At 65.2% G+C, this 19,543-nt stretch carries 11 protein-coding genes, 1 tRNA gene and 1 pseudogene; all 13 read right to left on the reverse strand.

Translation table 11 applies throughout. The annotated features are described in order from the left end of the window. Positions 1 to 96: 96 nt before the first annotated feature. The 13 genes and pseudogenes from RBS60_RS06320 to RBS60_RS06380 all read right to left on the reverse strand — a co-directional run bounded on the left by RBS60_RS06320 (position 97) and on the right by RBS60_RS06380 (position 19,452). Positions 97 to 423, reverse strand: coding sequence for a thioredoxin domain-containing protein (locus RBS60_RS06320; protein ID WP_307956675.1), 327 nt, complete (start codon positions 421 to 423; stop codon positions 97 to 99). Positions 424 to 584: 161 nt separating this feature from the next. Then, positions 585 to 1,800, reverse strand: a pseudogene (locus tag RBS60_RS06325) (IS3 family transposase). A 279-nt stretch (positions 1,801 to 2,079) separates the two neighbouring features. Next, on the reverse strand, positions 2,080 to 5,118 hold the full coding sequence (gene mobF / locus RBS60_RS06330) for a MobF family relaxase (RefSeq protein WP_307956676.1): 3,039 nt from the start codon (positions 5,116 to 5,118) through the stop codon (positions 2,080 to 2,082). A 645-nt stretch (positions 5,119 to 5,763) separates the two neighbouring features. After that, complete coding sequence (locus tag RBS60_RS06335) at positions 5,764 to 8,700, reverse strand: HsdR family type I site-specific deoxyribonuclease (protein ID WP_307956677.1); 2,937 nt, start codon at positions 8,698 to 8,700, stop codon at positions 5,764 to 5,766. Continuing rightward, positions 8,700 to 9,869 carry a restriction endonuclease subunit S gene (locus tag RBS60_RS06340; RefSeq protein ID WP_307956678.1) on the reverse strand — a complete coding sequence of 390 codons (1,170 nt, stop codon included), beginning with the start codon at positions 9,867 to 9,869 and terminating at the stop codon, positions 8,700 to 8,702. Before RBS60_RS06340 ends, RBS60_RS06335 begins: the two co-directional genes overlap by 1 nt. After that, positions 9,866 to 11,362, reverse strand: a complete 1,497-nt coding sequence (locus RBS60_RS06345) for a class I SAM-dependent DNA methyltransferase (RefSeq protein WP_307956679.1) — start codon at positions 11,360 to 11,362, stop codon at positions 9,866 to 9,868. The genes RBS60_RS06340 and RBS60_RS06345 overlap by 4 nt, the downstream gene beginning before the upstream one ends. Then, positions 11,359 to 12,927: a class I SAM-dependent DNA methyltransferase gene (locus RBS60_RS06350; protein ID WP_307956680.1), complete on the reverse strand. Its 1,569-nt coding sequence runs from the start codon at positions 12,925 to 12,927 to the stop codon at positions 11,359 to 11,361. The genes RBS60_RS06345 and RBS60_RS06350 overlap by 4 nt, the downstream gene beginning before the upstream one ends. A 111-nt stretch (positions 12,928 to 13,038) precedes the next feature. Next, positions 13,039 to 15,159: an N-6 DNA methylase gene (locus RBS60_RS06355; RefSeq protein ID WP_307956681.1), complete on the reverse strand. Its 2,121-nt coding sequence runs from the start codon at positions 15,157 to 15,159 to the stop codon at positions 13,039 to 13,041. Next, positions 15,156 to 15,689, reverse strand: coding sequence for an NYN domain-containing protein (locus RBS60_RS06360; RefSeq protein WP_307956682.1), 534 nt, complete (start codon positions 15,687 to 15,689; stop codon positions 15,156 to 15,158). Before RBS60_RS06360 ends, RBS60_RS06355 begins: the two co-directional genes overlap by 4 nt. Positions 15,690 to 17,055: 1,366 nt before the next feature. After that, positions 17,056 to 18,237 carry a site-specific integrase gene (locus RBS60_RS06365; protein WP_307956683.1) on the reverse strand — a complete coding sequence of 394 codons (1,182 nt, stop codon included), beginning with the start codon at positions 18,235 to 18,237 and terminating at the stop codon, positions 17,056 to 17,058. A 4-nt stretch (positions 18,238 to 18,241) separates the two neighbouring features. Next, positions 18,242 to 18,475, reverse strand: a complete 234-nt coding sequence (locus tag RBS60_RS06370) for a helix-turn-helix domain-containing protein (protein ID WP_307956684.1) — start codon at positions 18,473 to 18,475, stop codon at positions 18,242 to 18,244. A 179-nt stretch (positions 18,476 to 18,654) separates the two neighbouring features. Beyond that, positions 18,655 to 18,731, reverse strand: a tRNA-Pro gene (locus RBS60_RS06375). A gap of 124 nt (positions 18,732 to 18,855) precedes the next feature. Then, a complete protein-coding gene (locus RBS60_RS06380; protein ID WP_307956685.1) occupies positions 18,856 to 19,452 on the reverse strand; it encodes a TetR/AcrR family transcriptional regulator in 597 nt (198 codons plus the stop codon). Between the last annotated feature and the right edge of the window lie 91 nt (positions 19,453 to 19,543).

A 19,543-nucleotide genomic window follows, 5' to 3' on the forward strand; every position in this document is an offset into this window, starting at 1 on the left:
CGAGGGGACCGGGCACGCCACGGGCCCATGACTCGGGCCTTGAGCCTGCCCACATCAGACGTGCCATCGGCGTCGGCCGAGCCACGGTGAGTGTTATCAGGCGTTCAGCCGCAGCTGACGCCTTCTCGATGCCTTGCGGACAGCAGAAGCCAATTCAGTCCAGGCCTCGCCCGACGGCCGGTGGGCCCCGATCACCGCGGCCTTACTTTCTCCATCGTCGAACAAGAGGACCGAGGGGATCGATGTGATGCCGAAATCGGCCGACGTCTCGGGGTTCTCGTTGACGACCACCACCGTTCCCGCGTTCTCCTCCGCCAGTTCCTCAAGCTCTGGAGAAAGCAGGCGGCAAGGCTGCACCAATCGGCCCAGAAATCCACGATCACCGGCGTGCTCGAACCAGTACCTCGGCGTCGAAGGATGCATCGGTCACTGCCTCCGTTCCCATGACTGAGCGCTCCTCCACAGTGCTTTCTCACTACACCCCTTTTGGCGAACCCGAATCAGATCGAAGATGTCCCAGCGGCCTTGCGGACTTGACCCCATTGAGGGGTTTTTGAGGTTCTCCGCAAATCGTGGACGGTTGCTCAGGCGGCGTCTGCCGTCCGAGTGGTGGCCCGGCGGCCTGTTTCGGATTGGACCGGGGTCTGGTAGCCCAGCGCCGAGTGCAGGCGCCGCCGGTTGTACACGGCCTTGATCCATGTCCCGACGGCGGTGAGTGCCTCGGCGCGGGTGGCCCATCTGCGGCGGCTGTAGATCTCGGCCTTGAGCGTAGGCCCGGAGGACTCCTGCATCGCGTTGTCCCAGCACACCCCGGTCCGGCCCACGGACTGGGCGAGTCCGAGGTCCTGGCATGCCCGGTGCATCTGCTCCGAGGTGAACTGGGTACCGCGGTCGGCGTGGAACACGACCCCGGCCGGGACGCGCCCGCGCAGAGTGTGGGCCGTGCGCAGCGCGCACACGGTCAGGGCCGTGTTCTGCACGGTGTCCATCGCCTAGGCCGATCACGCGCCCGGAGCACCCGTCCCGCACGGCGCAGAGGTAGAGCCAGCCCTGCCCCGTGGGCAGGTAGGTGATACCCGCCGTCCAGACCGCGTCCAGCGCCCCGGTGTCCCACTTGCGCCCGAGGCGGTCCGGGATCCGGTGCACCGGGGCCGTGCCGGCGGCCTTGGCGGGGCGGAACCGGCGCGGGGAGACGCCCTCGAGGCCTTGGCGCCGCATCGAGGCCGCCACGGGCTTCACATCGGCACAGATCCCGTCCCGGGCCAGCGCGGCCCGGATGCGCGGAGCGCCGGAGACCCCGTCCGAGGCCGTATGCGCCTGCCGTACAGCGGCGTCCAGGGCCCGACGCCGCGCCGCGGCCGGCGTCGGGACCCGTTGTGTGCGCTTGGTCCAGGCATTGAACCCCGAGCGGGAGACGCCCAGCAGCGCGGCCATCCGGCAGATCGGGTAGTTGGCCTTCTCCACGCGCATCAGTTCGAAGCATTCCCGTTCGGATGCCTGGAGGCGAAGAAGGCCGCGGCTTTTCCCAGGAACTCGTTGTCCATCCGCAGCCTGGCGTTCTCCCGCCGCAGCCGCTCCAGCTCGGCCTTCTCGTCCACCACCGCCGCGGGTGGCCGGGTCCTGCCGCGCCCGCTCGCCCTTCACCCACCGGCCCAGCAGCGCCTCCCCGACGCCGCGCTCCCGGGCGACCTGCGCGATCGGCCGGCCCGTGTCGATCACCAGCCGCGCCGCCTCACGCCGACACTCCGGCGTGAACGACCTCGTCGACCTGCCCAGAAGAACACCTTCCCGCAGGACCATCGGATCCCGCTAACTCAGGTGTCCACGGCGAGAGGCTAACCTCATTTTTCAAACCTGATGCTTAGGCCGCGTCCGGGACAGGCCATCCAGAGGACGCGGTGCGAACCCGCCGCCAAACAGAGCTGGGGTTGGGGTCTGTATTGCCACTGTTCGGGCAAGGTGCCGGTCGCAACCTGTCGAGCCCACGGGAGGCCGGGAATGCCCTGCGGGGCGGCTCCGGCTCCGGAGCCGTGCCCCCGGCTCACTTACCTCGCGGCATCCGATTCATCATCGTCTTGATCAGAGGCTCTGGATGCGCTCCTCACGGTCCGATGTACGCCCACGCACGGCGAGACGCTCGGCTTCGGCCTGCTGGGCCGTGTGGGCTGCGGCCTTCTGCGCCTCAGCTGCACGGGTGCGCTCGATGCGGACGACGGCGTCGCGAGGCATCAACGACCTCAGTGATTCGGCCTCAGTTCGCGCGTCTTGGGCGGCCTTTGTCCAACGCCGGATTTCGCGGCCGGGGTTGGCGCCTTCGTACCGCCCGGCTGCTCGGCGAACGTGCTCGATGCCGAATACGCGGGCCACCGCGGCCAGCCTGTCCTCCCTGAGAGATGGCGTCGGGCGGTGTGTGCCCGACGCGGCCAAGAGGCCGGCGACGTGGCCCCATTGTGCGGCCGCGCGCTCGGCGGCCTCGGCGCGGGCGCTGAGCGCGGCGATTTCGTCTCGTACCCGCTTTGCTGGGCCGCTGTCGGTGAGCCCGCGGATGGCTACCCCTGCGCGGTCGGTGGCGAAGGTGAGGCCCCGGTCGGCGCGGTCGCGTTCCATCGCGGCGGTGAACTGTTCCCGGGCATGGTCGGGGTTCTCGGCGATGACGTGCAGCCGGTTCGCCTGGCGGCCGCGGGTCATGCCGACATATACGGCCGCCGCGCTGGTCTGGTGGGTGAGCAGCGTGTGCGACGCCGTTGCGGTCGTGCCCTGGACGCCGTAGGCGGTCGCCGCATAGGCAAGGTGCGCGTACTCCGCCACGTAGTCGGCTGGGAGGTGAACGCTGGTCTCGTGCCTTCGGCCTGTGCCGGTCTCGCGCACCCACAGCGATCCGTCGGCGTCGACCTGCTGCACAGTCCAGTTCTGCCGGTTGGCGACGCCGAGGCCGGTGTCGTTGCGTCGGGTCTGGATCAGGTCTCCGGCGCCGATGCTCAGGCCGTCGCTGCCCGTGACTGTTCGGGCGTCGTCGACGACGCCGCGTTTGATTCGGCGGGCGCGGATGCGCTCGTTGAGGGCAGTGGCTTCCTCGAGGGTCACGACGGTGATCGCGTCGCCGTCGCGGGCGGTGCCGGCGATGTGCGTCTGGGCGTCGTCCTCGCTCGCGTGGATCCGGACGAGACCGAGTACGGTGAGCTGATCGAACACCTCGCCGGGACCGCGGCCGTCGCGCATCGCGAGCGTGAGGTCGGTGTAGGCGGGATCGGTGAAGCGGTGCACGCTGGTCATCTGCCAGACGCGGCCGCGGATCTGGGCTGCCATGTCGAGCACTCCCCCGCGGCCGACTGCGGGCAGCTGCGCGCGGTCGCCGACCAGCGCGACGCTCGCTCCCGACTCCGCGGCGAGGGTAAACAGGGCGAGCGCGGTGTCCTGGTCGAGCATCCCGGCCTCGTCGACGACGATCCGCTCGCCCCGGCCGATCCGTGCTTCGGTGGGCGGGCCGTCGTAGCTGCGTCCGGTCTCGGGGTCGATCGCCCCGCGGGCGAGGCGGGTCCAGACGCCGTCGCCGTTCCACCGCCAGCCGTGCGCGTGCACGAGGGCCGCAACCGAGTCCGCGGGCACGCCGAGTTCCTCGGCCGCGACGCGCGCGGCCTTCCTCGTCGGGGCAACGACGCGCACCCGGCGCCCTTCGCGTTCGGAGGCGGCGATCGCGGCGGCGAGCATCGTCGTCTTCCCCGCACCGGCGGCTCCCTCGACGACGACGAGCGGATCCGGCGACGCAACGGCCGCGGCCGCCTCGCGCTGGTCCGGATCGAGGCCATCGGCCTCGGCGAGGCCACCGAGATCGGGGCGCTCGGGCCCGGCATCTGCGACACGGGCGGTCAGGAGGTCGCGAAGCCTCGTCTGGGCCTCGATCACGCGCACGCTCGTGAGGTGCGCGACGTGCTCCGGTGCGGGTGCGCCGGGCGGCAGGAGCGAGAAGCAGTCCTCCAACGCGAGCCGGGACGCGAGCCCGACGAACTCCCGCAGCTCCTCGCCGGTTGCGCGCACACCGTACTCGGTCACCAGGACGGTGACGTGCTCGGTGACCGTGTGCGTGGTCCACGCTGAGGCGCGGGCGGCACACCGGTCGAGGGCGCGGGATGCGATCTCCTCGATCGAGAGGTCCTCGAGCGCAACCACCGCAGGCGGTGCCGGTCGCTTCAGGGTTGCGGGGTCGTATCCGGCATGCCGGAGCCCGGCGATCCACGCGGCCTCCTCAGCGAGGCTGGTCGGCTTCTTCGCGGGCCGCTCGTACGCCCACGCCTTCGCCTGCAACCGCGCGGTGACCACCGGTCCCGGTGTCTCACCGGGGTGCACGGCCTCCCATTCGGCGCTCAGGCGGTCAAGGTTCCGCTCGACCTGGACGGCCCGCTTGCTCATCGCCGCATTGAACGGGTGCAGCTCGGCGACCTCCCCGGTGACGGGATCCAGCGTCAGCGCGTGCCGGTCGAGCACCTCGGCAAGCGCGGGATGAGCGGCGATGACGGCAGTGCCGAGCGCGCGGATTGCGCCCTGCTGGGCGAACAGTGCCGCCGTGTCGAGCGCGCGCCAGGCGCCGGCCGCACGCACGCGCGTGCCGATCTGGAGGTGGATGTGCCGATGTGGGTCCCCGGCGCGGCTCGTGCGGTGGGTGACGGCGACAGTGTGCAGTTCCTCGGCCGGCACGACCTCCTGCGCGCCGCGCGGCCCGACCCGTGTCACCGAATGCCTGGCGAGCCAGCGGCGGATCTCGGCGGCGGCATCCTGCTGTGCGGCGTCGAGCGCGGCTGACACCTCGGGATGCAGGGCCGCGGCGATGGAGAGGGACTTCGGTGCGTTGACCACCATCTCTGCGAAGCGCGGCGATCCCAGACGGCCCTCGCCCGCCCGCCGTGGGACACCCAGCTGTTCCCCGGTGATCGGGTGCTCCCAGTCGACCCATCCGGCGTACGCGCCCGGGGCGAGGTCTCGGTTCGCAGTGGCCTCGCCGTCGCGGTCGAGCTGGACGAACTCGGCAACGCTTCCGGCTCCGAGGTAGTAGTCATCGGCGCGCGAGCGATCGGATTCGACGTACCGGCGCGCGTCCGCGCCGTCCCCGCGGAACAATGTCACGCCGCCCCTCACGCCCGCCTCCCTCACCTCTGTGAGAGACAGGTGCGCAGCGCCTACCAGCGGTAGCATGCGTCCATTCAGAAGAGCCTTGTCAGGAACGGGGAAGCCCGTTCGGCAGGCAATAGACGTCAGCACAGGGCGCTCACGACGACGTCCGTGATGATCTCTTGTGCAGATCCTGGCGCTCCGCGGGTGTTTCAGATGAAGCACGTTGCGTGCATCTTCATCGGCGCGGGTCCTACGTGCGTAGTTATCGTCAGCGATCTCAACGCACACCCTCACTCAAGAGACGACTTCGATGAGTTTCACCCCAGTTGCGAGACGTTCCGCTGCGATAGTTCCAGGAGCAGGGCTCTCCTTGGGAATGATGTATCCCTGAATCAGTCCTTGCCCGGTCTTGCTCACATCCAGGGTTCCCCGATCGCCTGGCTTGCTCCCAAATCTCGCCATATCCTGATTAGCTTCCTCGATATCGGGTGGGTCGAATTTCAGTGCAGGAGTTCGGGCAGATAAGCATGCGCATAATACTGGAGAGGCCGGTGGAGGATCCCGGAAATACGCCCAATCCGCGTACACTTCCACACGACGTATATCCGTCGAGGCCCTCCGCGCCAGAGAAATCGCTTCAGTGCGCGGGCAAGCCCACTAGTAATACTCGCGGATGTAGCTCAGCGCTTTCTCGAAGACGTCGTTGTCACGAATCTTGAACTGGACGTAGAGAGTCTTGCGGAGGGCTTGGCGGACTTCTTGGTCGCCCTGGATGGTGGCCTGCCAGCCCTCAAAACGCACCGCACGGACGACTTCGTCGATGCGGTTGACGATGTTCTCGACGATGATCGGGGTTTCCTCGGTCTTGACCGCCTGGAACAGCTCTGTGAGAGCGGCTTTCCCCTGCTCCTCACGAGGGATTTCATTAACGGCCTTCTCGGCTACGACCGTGTCGCGCGCAAGTTCCAGCAGCTCCCGGAGGAAGTCGAGGCTCGACTGCTGGATGTCGGCGTACTTCTCGCGTAGAGCGTTGAGGCGCTGGCCGAGCTGGATGAAGACCGGGTTGTTTAGGTGCCGGGCGATGCGCGCCGTGATCTGTTTCTCGATCTCTTCCGGCGGGATGTCCGTGCGCTTGCCCAGCATAAGGTCCTCGATGGTCTGGGCATCGAGGACGATCGTCTCAGCGCCCTCCGGCAGCTCGACTTGGACGTGCTCGTTGATCAGATCGATCGTCTTGGCGCCGAGCGCGTGCCAGACCAGGCGTCCGGTTATGTCAGAGGGACGGACGGATTCGTAGACGTCGGTCAGCCAGTGGTAATCATCGCGATACGAGGCAAGCATCGGGTCCGGGCTGAGTGCCTCCCACAGTTGAGAGACAACGCTGTATGCTAGGCCGAACGCGTCCTTCGTCGCGTCGTCGGCAATTGCCGACTGGGCTTGGACCAGGCCCTCGTACCCGCCCACCGTCCGGTCGACGCCGGGGAAGAACGACAGAGCCACGTTGATGGCGGGCTCAAGCTCCTTCTTGAGCTCCTCGATGTTGGAGATAACTCGCTGCACGGACTTTTCGTCGAACGCCAGCGACTTCGCCACGTCGTCGAAGATTCCGAGGTAATCCACCACCAGTCCATGCGTCTTGTTAGGTGGGTAGACCCGGTTGGTGCGAGTGATCGCCTGCAGGAGAGTGTGCTCCGTGAGCGGCTTGTCGAGGTACTGGCAGTAGAGGATCGGTGCATCGAACCCGGTGAGGAGCTTGGCGGTGACGATGATGATCTTCAGCGGATCCGCAGGGTCGTTGAACCGCGTGAGGACCTGCTCCAGATCCTCCGCGCCTGGGGTCCACTTCACCCAGTCTGGCGAGTCGCCTCTGGTCTTCGACATGACGATCGTCGAAGCCTCCGGTCCCAGATGCTTGTCGAGCTCGGCCTTGTACGCCACACATGAGGCCTTGTCGTAGGCGACGACCTGTGCCTTGAAGCCCTCGGGCTCGACCTTGGCGCGGAAGTGTTCGGCGATATCAGCGGCGATCTTCGCGATTCGCGACGGCGTCTTGATCAGGACCTCGATCGAAGCCGCCTTCCTCGAAAGCGTGATCTTGTCGGCATCGGAGAGGCCACGGTCGGCAGCAAGCTCTTCGAAGGCGGCATCGATCCCGTCCTGATCGATGTGGATCTCGGACAGGCGCGGTTCGAAATGCAGAGGGAGGGTTGCGCCGTCACGGATCGATTCGCCGAAGGAGTACCGCGAAAGGTAGCCGCCCTCGTCCTGAGGCGACCCGAACCACATGAAGGTATTGCGGTCACGTCGGTTGATCGGTGTGCCGGTCAAGCCGAAGAGGAATGCGTTGGGCAGCGCTTCGCGCATCTTCTGCCCGTAGTCACCCTCCTGGGAGCGGTGGGCTTCGTCGACCATCACAATGATGTTTCCACGGGCGTCCAGCACCCCTGGGGCCTCACCGAATTTGTGGATCGTTGTGATGATGATCTTCCGCGCCCCCTGGCTCAGGAGCGCCTGAAGCTGGGCTCGCGAGTCCGTCGATACCAGGCCGGGGACATCGGAGGCGTTGAAGGTGCCGGTGATCTGCGCATCGAGATCGATGCGGTCCACGACGATCAGGATCGTCGGGTTGGTCAACTCGGCCATGGCTCGGAGCTTGAGGGCAGTGAAGACCATGAGCAGAGACTTGCCTGAGCCCTGGAAGTGCCAGATCAGGCCCTGCTTGACTTCGCCGAGCAGCACGCGCTCGACGATCAGGTTGGTCGCCTTGAACTGCTGGAACCGGGCAATGATCTTGATCTTCCGGTGCTTCTTGTCCGTTGCGTAGACCGTGAAGAACCGCAGGAAGTCCAGCACGGCGCGGGGCGTGAGGACGCCCTGGACCGCCTCCTGGACAGCGGTGAGCCCGATCTTAGCCGGCGCGTCCTCGTCGGTGGGCTCTTCGCGCCAAGGTCCCCACAGCTCGATTGGCATGCCGACCGTGCCGTACCGGAAGTCCTTGCCCTCTGTAGCGAACGAGAACACGTTCGGAACGAAGAACTGTGGAACGCTCTGCTCATAGTCGTCATGAATCTGCGCAGCCCCGTCGATCCACGTGTACGCCGGCCGGGTGGGCGACTTTGCCTCCCCCACAACCAGCGGGAACCCGTTGCACCATAACACCAGATCGAACCGCTTCTCGACTCGGCCCTGTCTGAACGCAACTTCCGTCGAAATCACCCAGCGGTTCGACGAATCATCATCAAGGTAGTCAAAGTCGACCAGACAGACTGTCGTGTGTTCCCCGTTCGGCCCGAACGGCATCGACTTCTGCCCGGTCAACCAACCCATGAACTCCTCGTTGGCAACGATCGGATGCGGACTCGTGCGAGCCGCGATGACGATCGCGCGCAGGTGATGGATGACCTGTTCGGCTTTGTCCGGATCTGCTGCGATCTCCGGATTCAAACGGATCAGCGCTTCCTTGACCGGTCCTTCCATCAGCACCTCATCGAGGTGTCGCGGAAGCTTGCTGCCCGCTACAAACGGGACGTCACGCGACGTCACCAAGTCCCGCACGAAGTCCCGCACCGCGTTAGCCTCACTAAAATTGGTCATCAATTGCCTCCGAAGATTTCGGCAAGGAGCGATGAACGCACCGATGCGAGGGCATTCATCTCTGCATCGATTGACTTCACCAGAGAATCCAGATGCTCGAGTCGAGCAAGGAGCGCACGCTGGTCGTCCAGTGAAACAGATGGGAAATCCATTCGTCCCAAAGACTTTCGATTGATCTTGACCATGCTCGTAGCGCTTCCGGCCGCGGTCCTTCGCATATGCGCTCGTCCATGCGCACTTGCAATCACTGCGACAGCAAACTTGGGCAACACATCGTCGATCAGCCACAGGCGCATCATCGTATCTGGAAACGTGACATCGGAGCGATCTTCCGTGTAGATCCCGACCCGGCCGACCGCTTCGATGGTGTTAGCTCGAGAAACAAGTAGGTCACCGGTTCGAAGGGTCGCAGTTCGTGATTGTGCTGAATCCGGGATGTTCTTCAGATTGCCGGGTCGGTATCCCTCAGGGCCGAGAGCCGCCAACGACAGGACATAACGCCCAGTATCCTCGGCGACCGGCGCCGACGACCAGCCACTCTCCGGCGATCGAGACCAGACAACGGAGAACGAGACCGTCCTATCAGCGACCATTGCCTGAATCCGATCATCCAGCCAGATGTCCCGAGCTTTCAGCGCAGCATTGCGGAGCGAGGTTTGCGCTCCAGACGCGGCTTCCACAGCCCAGACGAGGTCAGCAATGCGTTTTTGGTCGTCGAGGGGCGGCAGGTCGAACTCGAACTTAGAAAGGTCTCGCCAGTTCGTGCGAGGTGACAATGAGCCCGCAGAGGTTCCGAGAGCATGGTCGAAGAACTCGTTCGAATGTGTGAGAAGCGGCAGGAATTCGGGCAGCATCTGGGTCTTGTCTGTCTCAAAGGTGAGGATGTCGCCGGAACAGATGGCGTCGAACTCGGCATACGCCACCTTGCGCTGGTACGCTCTGCGCTTGCCGAAAAGCGTCTGGCCGGGCTTCACGCGGCGGGTGAAAGTCGTGCCCATATCGAGGGAGCCCCATCGTTGGATCTTGAGCTCCCCGGGGTCCATATGCTCCATGGCAATCACCCGGTCGATGCCCGCAGTTTCCGGGGCGCGAACGGTGAGGTTGACATTGTTGACCACGTCACCCAAAGCCACTCGTTTCCAAGTCGATTTGTCGAGGTTCAGGCTCACGCTGACACCTCCGCACGAAGCAAGCTCAGAACAGCGGCAGTGGTGGCGTCTGCGGCGACGGCCGCGGCGCGCCAGTCGGCGAGAGCGTCAAGGAAATCGATCTGCTCGCTGGCGTCCGCGGCCTTGGCGCCAGCGACATAGAGCGGGATAGCCAGGCTGTATCCCTTCTGGGCGATCTGGTCGAGGGTCGCGACGGCCGCGAACTGGTGAGCGTCTGCGAATCCCCGGTAGGCGTTGAGGATCTTCATCTGGTGGTTCTCACGCAGGAACGATTGGGCCTGTTCGCGGGCAACGTCGTTGATGGCGTTGATGAAGAGCACCTTGCCTTTGTGTTCGGCGGGCTTGCTGGTGCGGAGGGTGATGACGACGGCCTCCATGGGCGAGTTGTAGAAGAGTCCCGCGCCTAGGCCGAGGACGCACTCGATCAGGTCCGACTTCACGAGGGCCTCGCGCAATTCGGCTTCCTCGCGCCGGAAGAGGATGCCGTGGGGAAAGAGGACCGCGGCTCGGCCAGTCTTGGGATCGAGGCTCTTGGCGATGTGCTGGAAGAAGGCGTAGTCCGCCCGGCCCTGTGGTGGGACGCCCCATGTGTTCCGGCCATAGGGGTCTTTGGCAAATGCGGCGCGGTTCCACGACCTGATGGAGTAGGGCGGGTTCGCGAGTACGACGTCGAAGGTCTGCAGATGCCCGTCCGTATCATGGAAGGCTGGCTGGGCGAGGGTGTCACCATGGGCAATGTGTCCGTCAGTGACGCCGTGGAGGAAGAGGTTCATCCGTGCGATGGCGGAGGTCCCGTAGTTGAGTTCTTGGCCATAGAGGCGCAAGTTCCGCCACTCCTTGCCCTGCCGTTTGACCTCGGCGGCGGTGGAGATGAGCATGCCGCCGGTCCCGCAGGTCGGGTCGTACACGGACTCGCCGGGTTGCGGCTGCAGCATGAGGGTCATCAGGTGTACAAGCGTGCGGTTCGTATAGAACTCCTGTGCTGTGTGACCGGAATCGTCGGCGAACTTCTTGATGAGGTACTCGTAGCCGTTGCCGAGCTCGTCCTCGGGCAGGTTTGCGATCGACAGCGTTTCGGTCGAGAAGTGCTCGATCAATTCGGACAGTGTGGAGTCAGGGAGCAGGTTCTTGTTCCCCCAGTCGCCTTCCCCGAATACGCCCGGAAGGGTGTCGGGATTCGCCTTCTCGATGGCTCGCATGGCTTTGAGGATCGTGGCGCCGATGTCCTTGGTGACGGCTCGGATGTCATCCCAGCTGGCGCCGTCCGGTATGGCGAACCTGTGGTTCTCAGGCAGGTCGGCCAGCGCCTCGTCGCCGTAGATCGCCATGGCAGCGGAGTGTTCTTCCTCGTAGACGTCGGAGATCCGCTTCAGGAAGACGAGCGGAAAGATGTACTGCTTGTAGTCTCCAGCATCGATGAGACCGCGCAGGACAACAGCAGCGCCCCATAAGTAGGACTCCAGCTCACGCTGGGTAATTCGGGTCGAGTTCATGCCGACACCCCTTCAAGTGAAAAAGAATCCAGTCCCCACTTGCCCAACTCGACCTCCAAGGCAGAGCGCGTCTTCGCAGCTTCGATGTGAGAGCTTTCGAGGTTCGCCAAGGCGCTGGCCAGAGTGACCTTCTCGCCCGTATCGGCGGGTGCGACGTAGAGCGGGATGTTGAGGTTGTAGTCGTTGCCTGCAATCTCGTTCAGATCGACGACTCGGGCAAGCCCGTCGATATCTTTGAACAGCTCGTACGCGTCGAGGATCGCTTCGGCATGCTCCGGCTCGAGGGTGTTCTGGTTGCGGCCACGCTTGCACAAGTGCTCGCCGTTGATGAAGAGCACTTTGCCTTTTTCGTTGGGCTGCTTCTGCAGACGAAGGATCAGGACACATGCTGCCAGGCCTGTGCCGTAGAACAGGTTGGGCGCCAGTCCGATCACAGCATCGACGACGTCGGATTTGAGGATGTGGGTCCGGATCCTCGCCTCCGCACCTTGCCGGAACAGGGCGCCCTGCGGCATGACTACAGCTACCCGGCCGGTCGTGGGTTGGGCTGAGGTGAGCATGTGCTGCACCCATGCCCAATCGGCATACCCCTTCGGCGGCACACCGCCGAGTGCGCTGCGGCCCCACTTATCGGTGGCCCAACCGGACTCGCCCCAGTTCTTCAGGGAGAACGGCGGATTTGCGACGACGCAGTCGAATTGGGCCAGCCGGTTGCCGGTGTAGAAAGCCGGGCTGCGCAGGGTGTCCTCGCGGATGATCTTGAAGTCCTCCACGCCATGCAGCAGCAGGTTCATCCGAGCGATCGCCGAGGTGGCCAGGACCTTCTCCTGCCCGTACAGCTTGCCCCATAGAGTCTTTGGGCTGCCTCCGTCGGCCTTTACGTGCTCAATGACTTCGATCAGCATCCCGCCCGTTCCACAGGCGGGGTCGTACACGCTCTCGCCTTCGACCGGGTTGAGGATGTTGATGAGCAGACGGACCACCGAGCGGGGTGTGTAGTATTCACCGGCCTTCTTGTTCGACTGGTCGGCGAACCGTTTGATCAGGTACTCGTAGGCGTTGCCGAAGACATCGGGGGCGACCGCCGCGTTCGAGAGCGTCTTCGTCGAGAAGTGCTCTATCAGGTTTGCGAGCTTGCGGTCGGGCAGCTTGTCCTTGTTGGTCCAACTCGCGTTGCCGAAGATCCCGTACAGGGTTTCGGGGTTCGCCTTCTCGATCTCTCGGAACGCGGTCTGCAAGGCCGTACCGATGTTCTCAGCCCGGTTGCGGATGTTCTCCCAGAGGTGGCCTTCGGGGATCGTGAAGCGATGGTTCTCGGCGAACGATGCGTACTCGTGGTCGCCGCCGGACTCCTCCAGGGCCTGGGCGAACTCTTCCATGTACACGTCGCTGATCCGCTTGAAGAAAATCAACGGGAAGATGTACGCCTTGAAGTCGGCCTGGTCGATGCTGCCGCGCAGCAGGTCAGCCGCCTTGGCCAGATAGTTCTCCAGCTCCGACAGCGACAGCGGCTGGACCCCCAACAGGAAGCTGCCGGCGTACGCCCGCGCCTCGTCCTCAGTCATCTTTCCCCCTGCCTTAGGCGCCTCTCCGTCGTGCCGAGAGCACGTCGAGGTAAACACAACATAGATTCACACCGATTCTTCCAGTTCTGCCTTCCAAGTGGGCGCAACCCCTCAAGCAAGGGTGATCGTGCCCGCTGCAATGGCTTCCACGAGCGCATCACGTGTTTCGGCTGCAGCTCTTAGGACCGCGCCGGCTGCGGCCTGGAGGCGACGGACTTCGGCGATACTCTCCAGCACCCTGTCCTGTTCCGCGAGAGGCAGAAGTGGGATCTTCAGGTCTTGAAGCCGGACACGCTGGATGGCGGCGCCGACTGCCTGCGATTTATTGGCGGCGGTCATGATGAATTCGGCTAGGTATTCCGGTCGGACGACTTCGCCCGTGACGCGCAGCAGTTGATAGCTGGGGCTCAGCAGGACGCGGCCGCCTTCGCTGTCCACCCTCGCTGCGAGGCCACCAGTGTTCTGGACAAGGACGTCCCCCGGCTGCGTCATGACTGGCGTGTGTTCAAGGAGGCCGAGGTTGATGCGGCGGGATTCCATCTCGTTCCGACAGATCCACGCCCCAGTAACTACGGGAGCGCCCTCTACGCCATAGTCACTCTCCCGGACACGATCAGTGGTCTTGAGCACGGTGACGCTGGCGGCCTTGACGAGGTCGGCGATACCGACCAGTCGGTGTTCCTGGCCTCCCTTTATCAGGGAATCAGGGCGCAGCTTCTGAGGAGGCTTGATCTCCTTCGTAGTGCGTAGCAGCGCCTCGACGTGTGTGCGTACTTCGTCGATATCGGACGCTCCGTGGGATGAGGAGACCCAGCGCTTCGGGGTGAGGTTCGCCCCTTCTCCGATGAGCTCTGAAAGGCTGACTGCTCCGGACGGTAGACTCGAAGGCACCTTGCGATGGTCGCGCCAGCCCTGCAGGGCCCCAGCGACGATGTCCACATCGATGTCTTTAATCTGGCTGTGGTCGATCAGCAGCACGCTCTCCGGATCGCTGGTTTCCCCCGGCCGGGCCAGCACCCATAGGTTCAGCGAGATCTGCGTATGGGAGGCCAGGCCACCGGGAAGGGCAACTATGGCTTCGACGGTGCGGTTCTGCAGCAACGCGGCACGGATCTTGCCGGCGCTTCCAGCTTCGAAGGCGCTGCCCGCGGGCTGAATGACAATGGCGCGTCCACCTTCGCCGAGATACCACAGGGCGATCTGAAGCCAAGCGGTGTCGATGCGCGACTTTGGGGGGGAACCATATGGCAGGCGAGGATTGAGGTAGAGGCGCTCGGGCTGGTGATAGGAGAGCCCATAAGGAGGGTCCATAACGACCACTTGCGCCAAGCCACGCTCGAAATAGTCCGTCTCGAAGACATCGCCCACGCGCATTGTGACGTTATCGCGGCCTATTACCAAAGCCCGTTGGTTGGCTTGGACACAGGCGGCTAAGTTGACGTCCTGTCCGGTCAGGGCCGTTCGCTCCTCACCCTGGGCGCCAACGGCCAGTAACATTCGCCCTGAGCCTGCCACAGGGTCATGAACGGGACCAGGAATGCTCCTGGCGACGGCCGCCACAAGATCCACCAGGACTGCACTGGTGGCGAATTCGTCGTAGCCCCGTAGCGATGAGTTGGTAAGGCGATCGCGGAAGGCAACGAAGATCGTACCGATACTGGCTGCATCGAAGCTGCTGAGGGCCGCCATGACCCGGTGCAGGAGTTCCGGCCGCCGCGCCGCCTCAATGAGGAGTCTGCGCGCTAGTTGACTGCCGGCGAAGGTCTCGAAGAGCGGGAGCCGTTCCGGATGCGAGTCCTCGTAGGCCTGCATGCCATGCTCAATCCTGGGAAAGAGGTCATGAGCTACTGAGGCGTCGCGAAGGTACGGCCACCAGGTCTCGGACGGCAGAGTGTTGTCGAAGCCTGCGGAATCGGGATCGGACACATACCGCCAGACCAGGAGCGCACTGACCAGCTCTCCGCTTTCCTCTGGGCCGCCGAGTCCGCGCAGGCTGTCCATCGCGTTCCACAGTGTCCGATCGGCTGACAGGTCTCCGACCTCCTTGCCATTGGCCTTGAGCCAGGCGCGGACCGCGGCAGTGTCAAAGCGGGGGCTGGAAGGACTGCCGCCCGCCGGCTTGGGGAAGTCAGTATGGCGCTGGCGCCAGTTGCTGACGGTGGAACGTCCGACACCAGCCAGCACGGCGATGTCGCTGGCCGAGATCGTGGGCTTGCTTGCCGGCGTGCTCATACTGCGTCCTTTGTCTCTGTGAACAGGGCGATGACGTTGGAGGGGATGGAGGGTCCGAGTCGGACGAGGTCGCGTCCTGCGGCCAGCCTCATTTGCTCAGAGAATCCCCTGTCCGGCGATATCACAACGACGCGAATCCCTGCGGCCTTCAAAGCCGCAACGGCGTAGGCGAAAGCATGATCTCCGGAGGCCAACACCACCTGGTCGTAGTGGGCGGCGACCCACAGGATGTCCTCGATGACCTCGAGCAGTGCAGTGTCAGCCCCGTCCTTCCCGCTGCGGGCAAGACGCTGGGCGGAACCTGTCCAGCCGAAGTAGGCGGCTGGCGCGTTGTGGTGGCTGACGGCGATTACAGTGTGGTCGCCGTGCCCGGGCTCCACGGCCGCATGGATTCGAGTTCGGATCCTGGCTACATCTCCGGCACTTGGCTCGCAGGTGCAGGCCATGTTCTCGAGGTCGACCACATACAGGGTCCGACCGCGCAGCCCGCGGACCTTGGTAGCCCTCGACGGGCTGTACTGCCGATCCATAAGGATTGTCCGATCCGTGAAGGAGCCCCTACAAGGAAAGACAATACACATCGATCCACGTGATGTCAAAGCGGGAAGTCAGTTCACAACTGTAGAGGTTGTTCCGATCGGTTTGCACACATCGAATTTGCTGCGGACGGATGGTAGTTCTGGGAGCCTCAGCATCGACCAGGTCGAATCATGTAGCCCCCCCCCGCCAAGAGTGCGATGTCCAGGCAGTCGAGGACCCCCGGCGAAAACACCCGTCGGCACCGGTCTCGACGCCCCGAAGCCCAAGGGAGCGCCCGGTCGTGACGGCTCGGGAGGTCTCGGCAATTAGCCGGCGAGCCGAGGCGTCACGCGCCAAGGGGCGGGCATGTCGGCGGCAGTGCACCAAGCTGGGAGGTGACTCACCAATGAGGACAACGAGCTGCAAACGGAAGCACCGATATGGGTTCAGCCTGCCGGGACAGCCGGCCAGCCACAGCACGTACATACGTCGCGTGCATCTGCACCAGACCTCGTCGTGCGGAGGCCTCACGGATCATCGGCCCAGCGGATAACCCCCAGGTCACACGGTGGGGCCACCGTGGCCCCACCGTCAAAGGCGAATGGGAGGACCGGGAACAGGCCGCGTCAGGACAACGGCCCGAAACACTCGTACATGGGCCCTGGAACGTATCAGCGAACTGCAGCGCCTCGCCGAGGCTCCCAGCCAACCCGCTGCGCTCCGAGACGGTGCGATCGCGGAACTGGTGGGGATCGATGCGTCGGGAGCGCGCTGGGCAGGATGCCGGCCCGGGTGCGCGCATCCGAGGCGGAGACCACCAACCCGCCTGGAACATCTCGCCGCCGAGGCACTCGCCCGCGTCCACGCCGTACAGAAACGCGGCAGCCACCCCCGCCCTGCACGGATACCCGCAGCGGTGACGGTGATGGTCCGGGCGTTGGTGCTGACCCTAGGACGAGCTCGCCAAGCTTCCTGCGACGGCGGGGCGTCCCGGTTCGCCGTCGACGGGCATAAGCCGACGTCGCACGGTGCCGCCACGGTGGCGGCATCGTCAACGCCAATCAGATGACGACGAAGCCCGCTCCCAGTTTCCCACGCAGGTGCGCGGAAGATGGTCGGAGCCTCCATCGTCGGCGTCACGCTCGGCTGGGCCTTGAGCCCCGAGGACGTGCACGAGCTGACCGTCCCCATTGGTGAAGAGGCCATCACCTGCTCCACCATGATGAGAGATATGGCACCGCTCAGCACAGCGTCTCCCGTCCCACGAGTGCCCCCTCACGCCGCCCGATACGATCTTTGCCCACCCGTTGGGCATCGCTTTCGTCCATTGCACTCCGCACCACCCAGCGTCGCACGCAAGCAGGCAGCCGGGGAAGATCACGCGTCCCTCGCGAACGCACGCTCGAGCATCTCGGCGGTGGCCGGGTTCACCATCTCGTTGCGGCGGATGTAGTGCGCGATGGTGATCTTCGGGTCCGTGTGGCCGAGCAGCTCGGCGGCGAGGTCGACCCCGGCCGCGGCGCTGATCGCGGTCGCGACGGTCCGGCGGAACATGTGCGGGGTGACCCCGGTGATCCCGGCGAGGTCCATCACATGGCGGAGCTGGCGCCGGACGTTGTTTGTCGTCAGCGGCGTTCCCTCCCGGCTTGAGAACAGCAGGGCATCCAGGGACGGGTCCTTCACCTGCACCAGCCGGCGCCGCACGGCCTCGGCGGTGAACGACGGGATCGCCACGGTGCGGCGCGACTTCGCCGTCTTGGGGTGGTCCTGCCGCACGGTCGGCTCGCCACGGTGGCTGACGATCGTGCCGGCGATCCGGATCGAGGGCGGGGCCGCGGTGATGTCGACGTCCCGGCGCCGGATGGCCAGGACCTCCCCGATGCGGGCGGACGTGCCGAGCATGACCTCCACGATCGCGCCCAGCTGGCCGTCCGGCCTGGGCCCGGAGGGGGATCTGCCGGCCTCCCAGTAGGCGATCGCGGCGCGGATCGCGTTGACCTCCGCCGGGGTGAGCGCGTCCGGGGTCCTGACGGGGCGGTGCAGGCGGGCGACGTGGTCGACGGGGTTCCGCGGCAGGACCTCGTGCCGCACGGCCAGGGCGAGGGCGAGCCGCAGTACGACGCGGGCGTGCTTGGCCTTGGCGTAGGACTGCTTGGCGAGCTGCTTGAGGAACTGGTCGCATCGGGCGACGCCGATCTCCCGGAGCGTGAGCCCTGCGAAGGCGGGGAGCACGAGGGTGCGCATGTCGCGCTCGTAGAGCTGCCGGGTCGCGGTCGCGAGCCGCCCCTCGAGGTCGATGTCCTCGAGCCAGTACTCGACCAGGTCGGGGAACGGGCTGTCCGGCGCGAGTGTCCCGGTCGTCGGGGCGAGCAGGTTGCGTTCGGCGCATTTGGCCTTCAGCGCGCGGGTCGCGGCCGCGGCGCTGGCGGCGCTGGCCTGCACGAGCCGCGCGACGCCGTCCCAGTCCCGGTAGCGGGTGCGGGCCTCGACCAGGCCGCTCGGGCGGCGGCGGGTGGTGATCTCGCCGTAGGTGCCGATCGTCACGCGGGGGCGGCTCACCGGGTCACCGCCGATCCGGCTGCGGCGCTGGGTCGCGCTGCGCCTCGATCCAGGCGGTCACGTCGTCCACGGCGAACTTGAGGTGCTTGCCGAACCGGTACGCGCGCGGCCCGAGGCCGCGGGCGCGCCAGTCGTAGACCGTGGAGACCGGGACGCCGAGGTAGGCCGAGAGCTCGCGGATATCGAGCAGTGCCGGCAGGCCGGTCTGGGGCGTCGGGAGGGGTGCTGGAGTGCTCATGCCCGGCAGGTGCGCCGGGCGCCCCTTGCCATCCGGGAGGGTCCGGGAGGAACGCCGTCGGGCCGGACGAGGGGGCTGCGAGGGCACCTCGCGGGAGGGGTTTTTGATGGGTATTTGATGGCCGGTTCAAATCTCACCTACGCAGAAGCCGCGGGAACCCTTGGGTTTCCGCGGCCTCGTGGTCGGGCTGACAGGATTTGAACCTGCGACCCCTTGACCCCCAGTCAAGTGCGCTACCAAGCTGCGCTACAGCCCGAACATCGCCAGCCGTTACCGCTCTCGCGACCCGCCAAGCAACCGCTCCAGCATATAGGAAGGCCGCCGATCACGCGAATCGACAAGGCCCCGGCGAGCCTCCTCGAAGGCGGCCAGCACATCGGTTAAAGGCTTGCCAGAAGGGCCCGCGCGGAGTCGATATAGTACCCGGCAAACTCATGACCGCGGAGCGCGGACTGGATCGCAAAGCCCTGGATGATTCCCATGACGGCTGGGGCGAGCCGCCTGCCCTCGGCTGCCGCCTCAGCACGATCCAGGCCACGCGCTGAGGACAGCCACAGCGCGAGGTACGCCTCGATGTGGCCTCCGATTTCGTCGAGGATCCCCCGCCCGATCTCACTGAGCGAGTCGTTGCGCACAGCTTCTCCCCAGACCTGGACGGCGACACCGGGGAAGAACTCCGTCTCGATGAGCCCCAGCATGAGCGCAGGGATCGCCTCAGCGGGCGCCGGCATCGGGTCTTGATCGCGAAGCCGCTCAAGCGCCGTCATGCGCTCTTGGAAGACGCGGCGCCCGACGTCGACGACAAGCTCTTCCTTGCTGCGGTAGTACACGTACACGGCCCCCGCGGACAGTCCTGCCTCGGCAATGATGTCTGCCATCGAGACGTTCGAGAAGCCCTTGTGGGCCACGCACGCCAAGGCGGCACCCTGGATCCGCTCGCGCATCGCCGCGCGGTGTTCATCACTGACCTTCGGCATACCTCCACGGTACAGGATAAAAAACGAATGATCATTCTTGACTTCGAACACCTCGCAGGCACAATGGAGAACAAGCATTCTTTTTCCACCA

It is taken from the genome of Sinomonas sp. ASV486 (genome assembly GCF_030908215.1).
GTDB lineage: Bacteria > Actinomycetota > Actinomycetes > Actinomycetales > Micrococcaceae > Sinomonas > Sinomonas puerhi.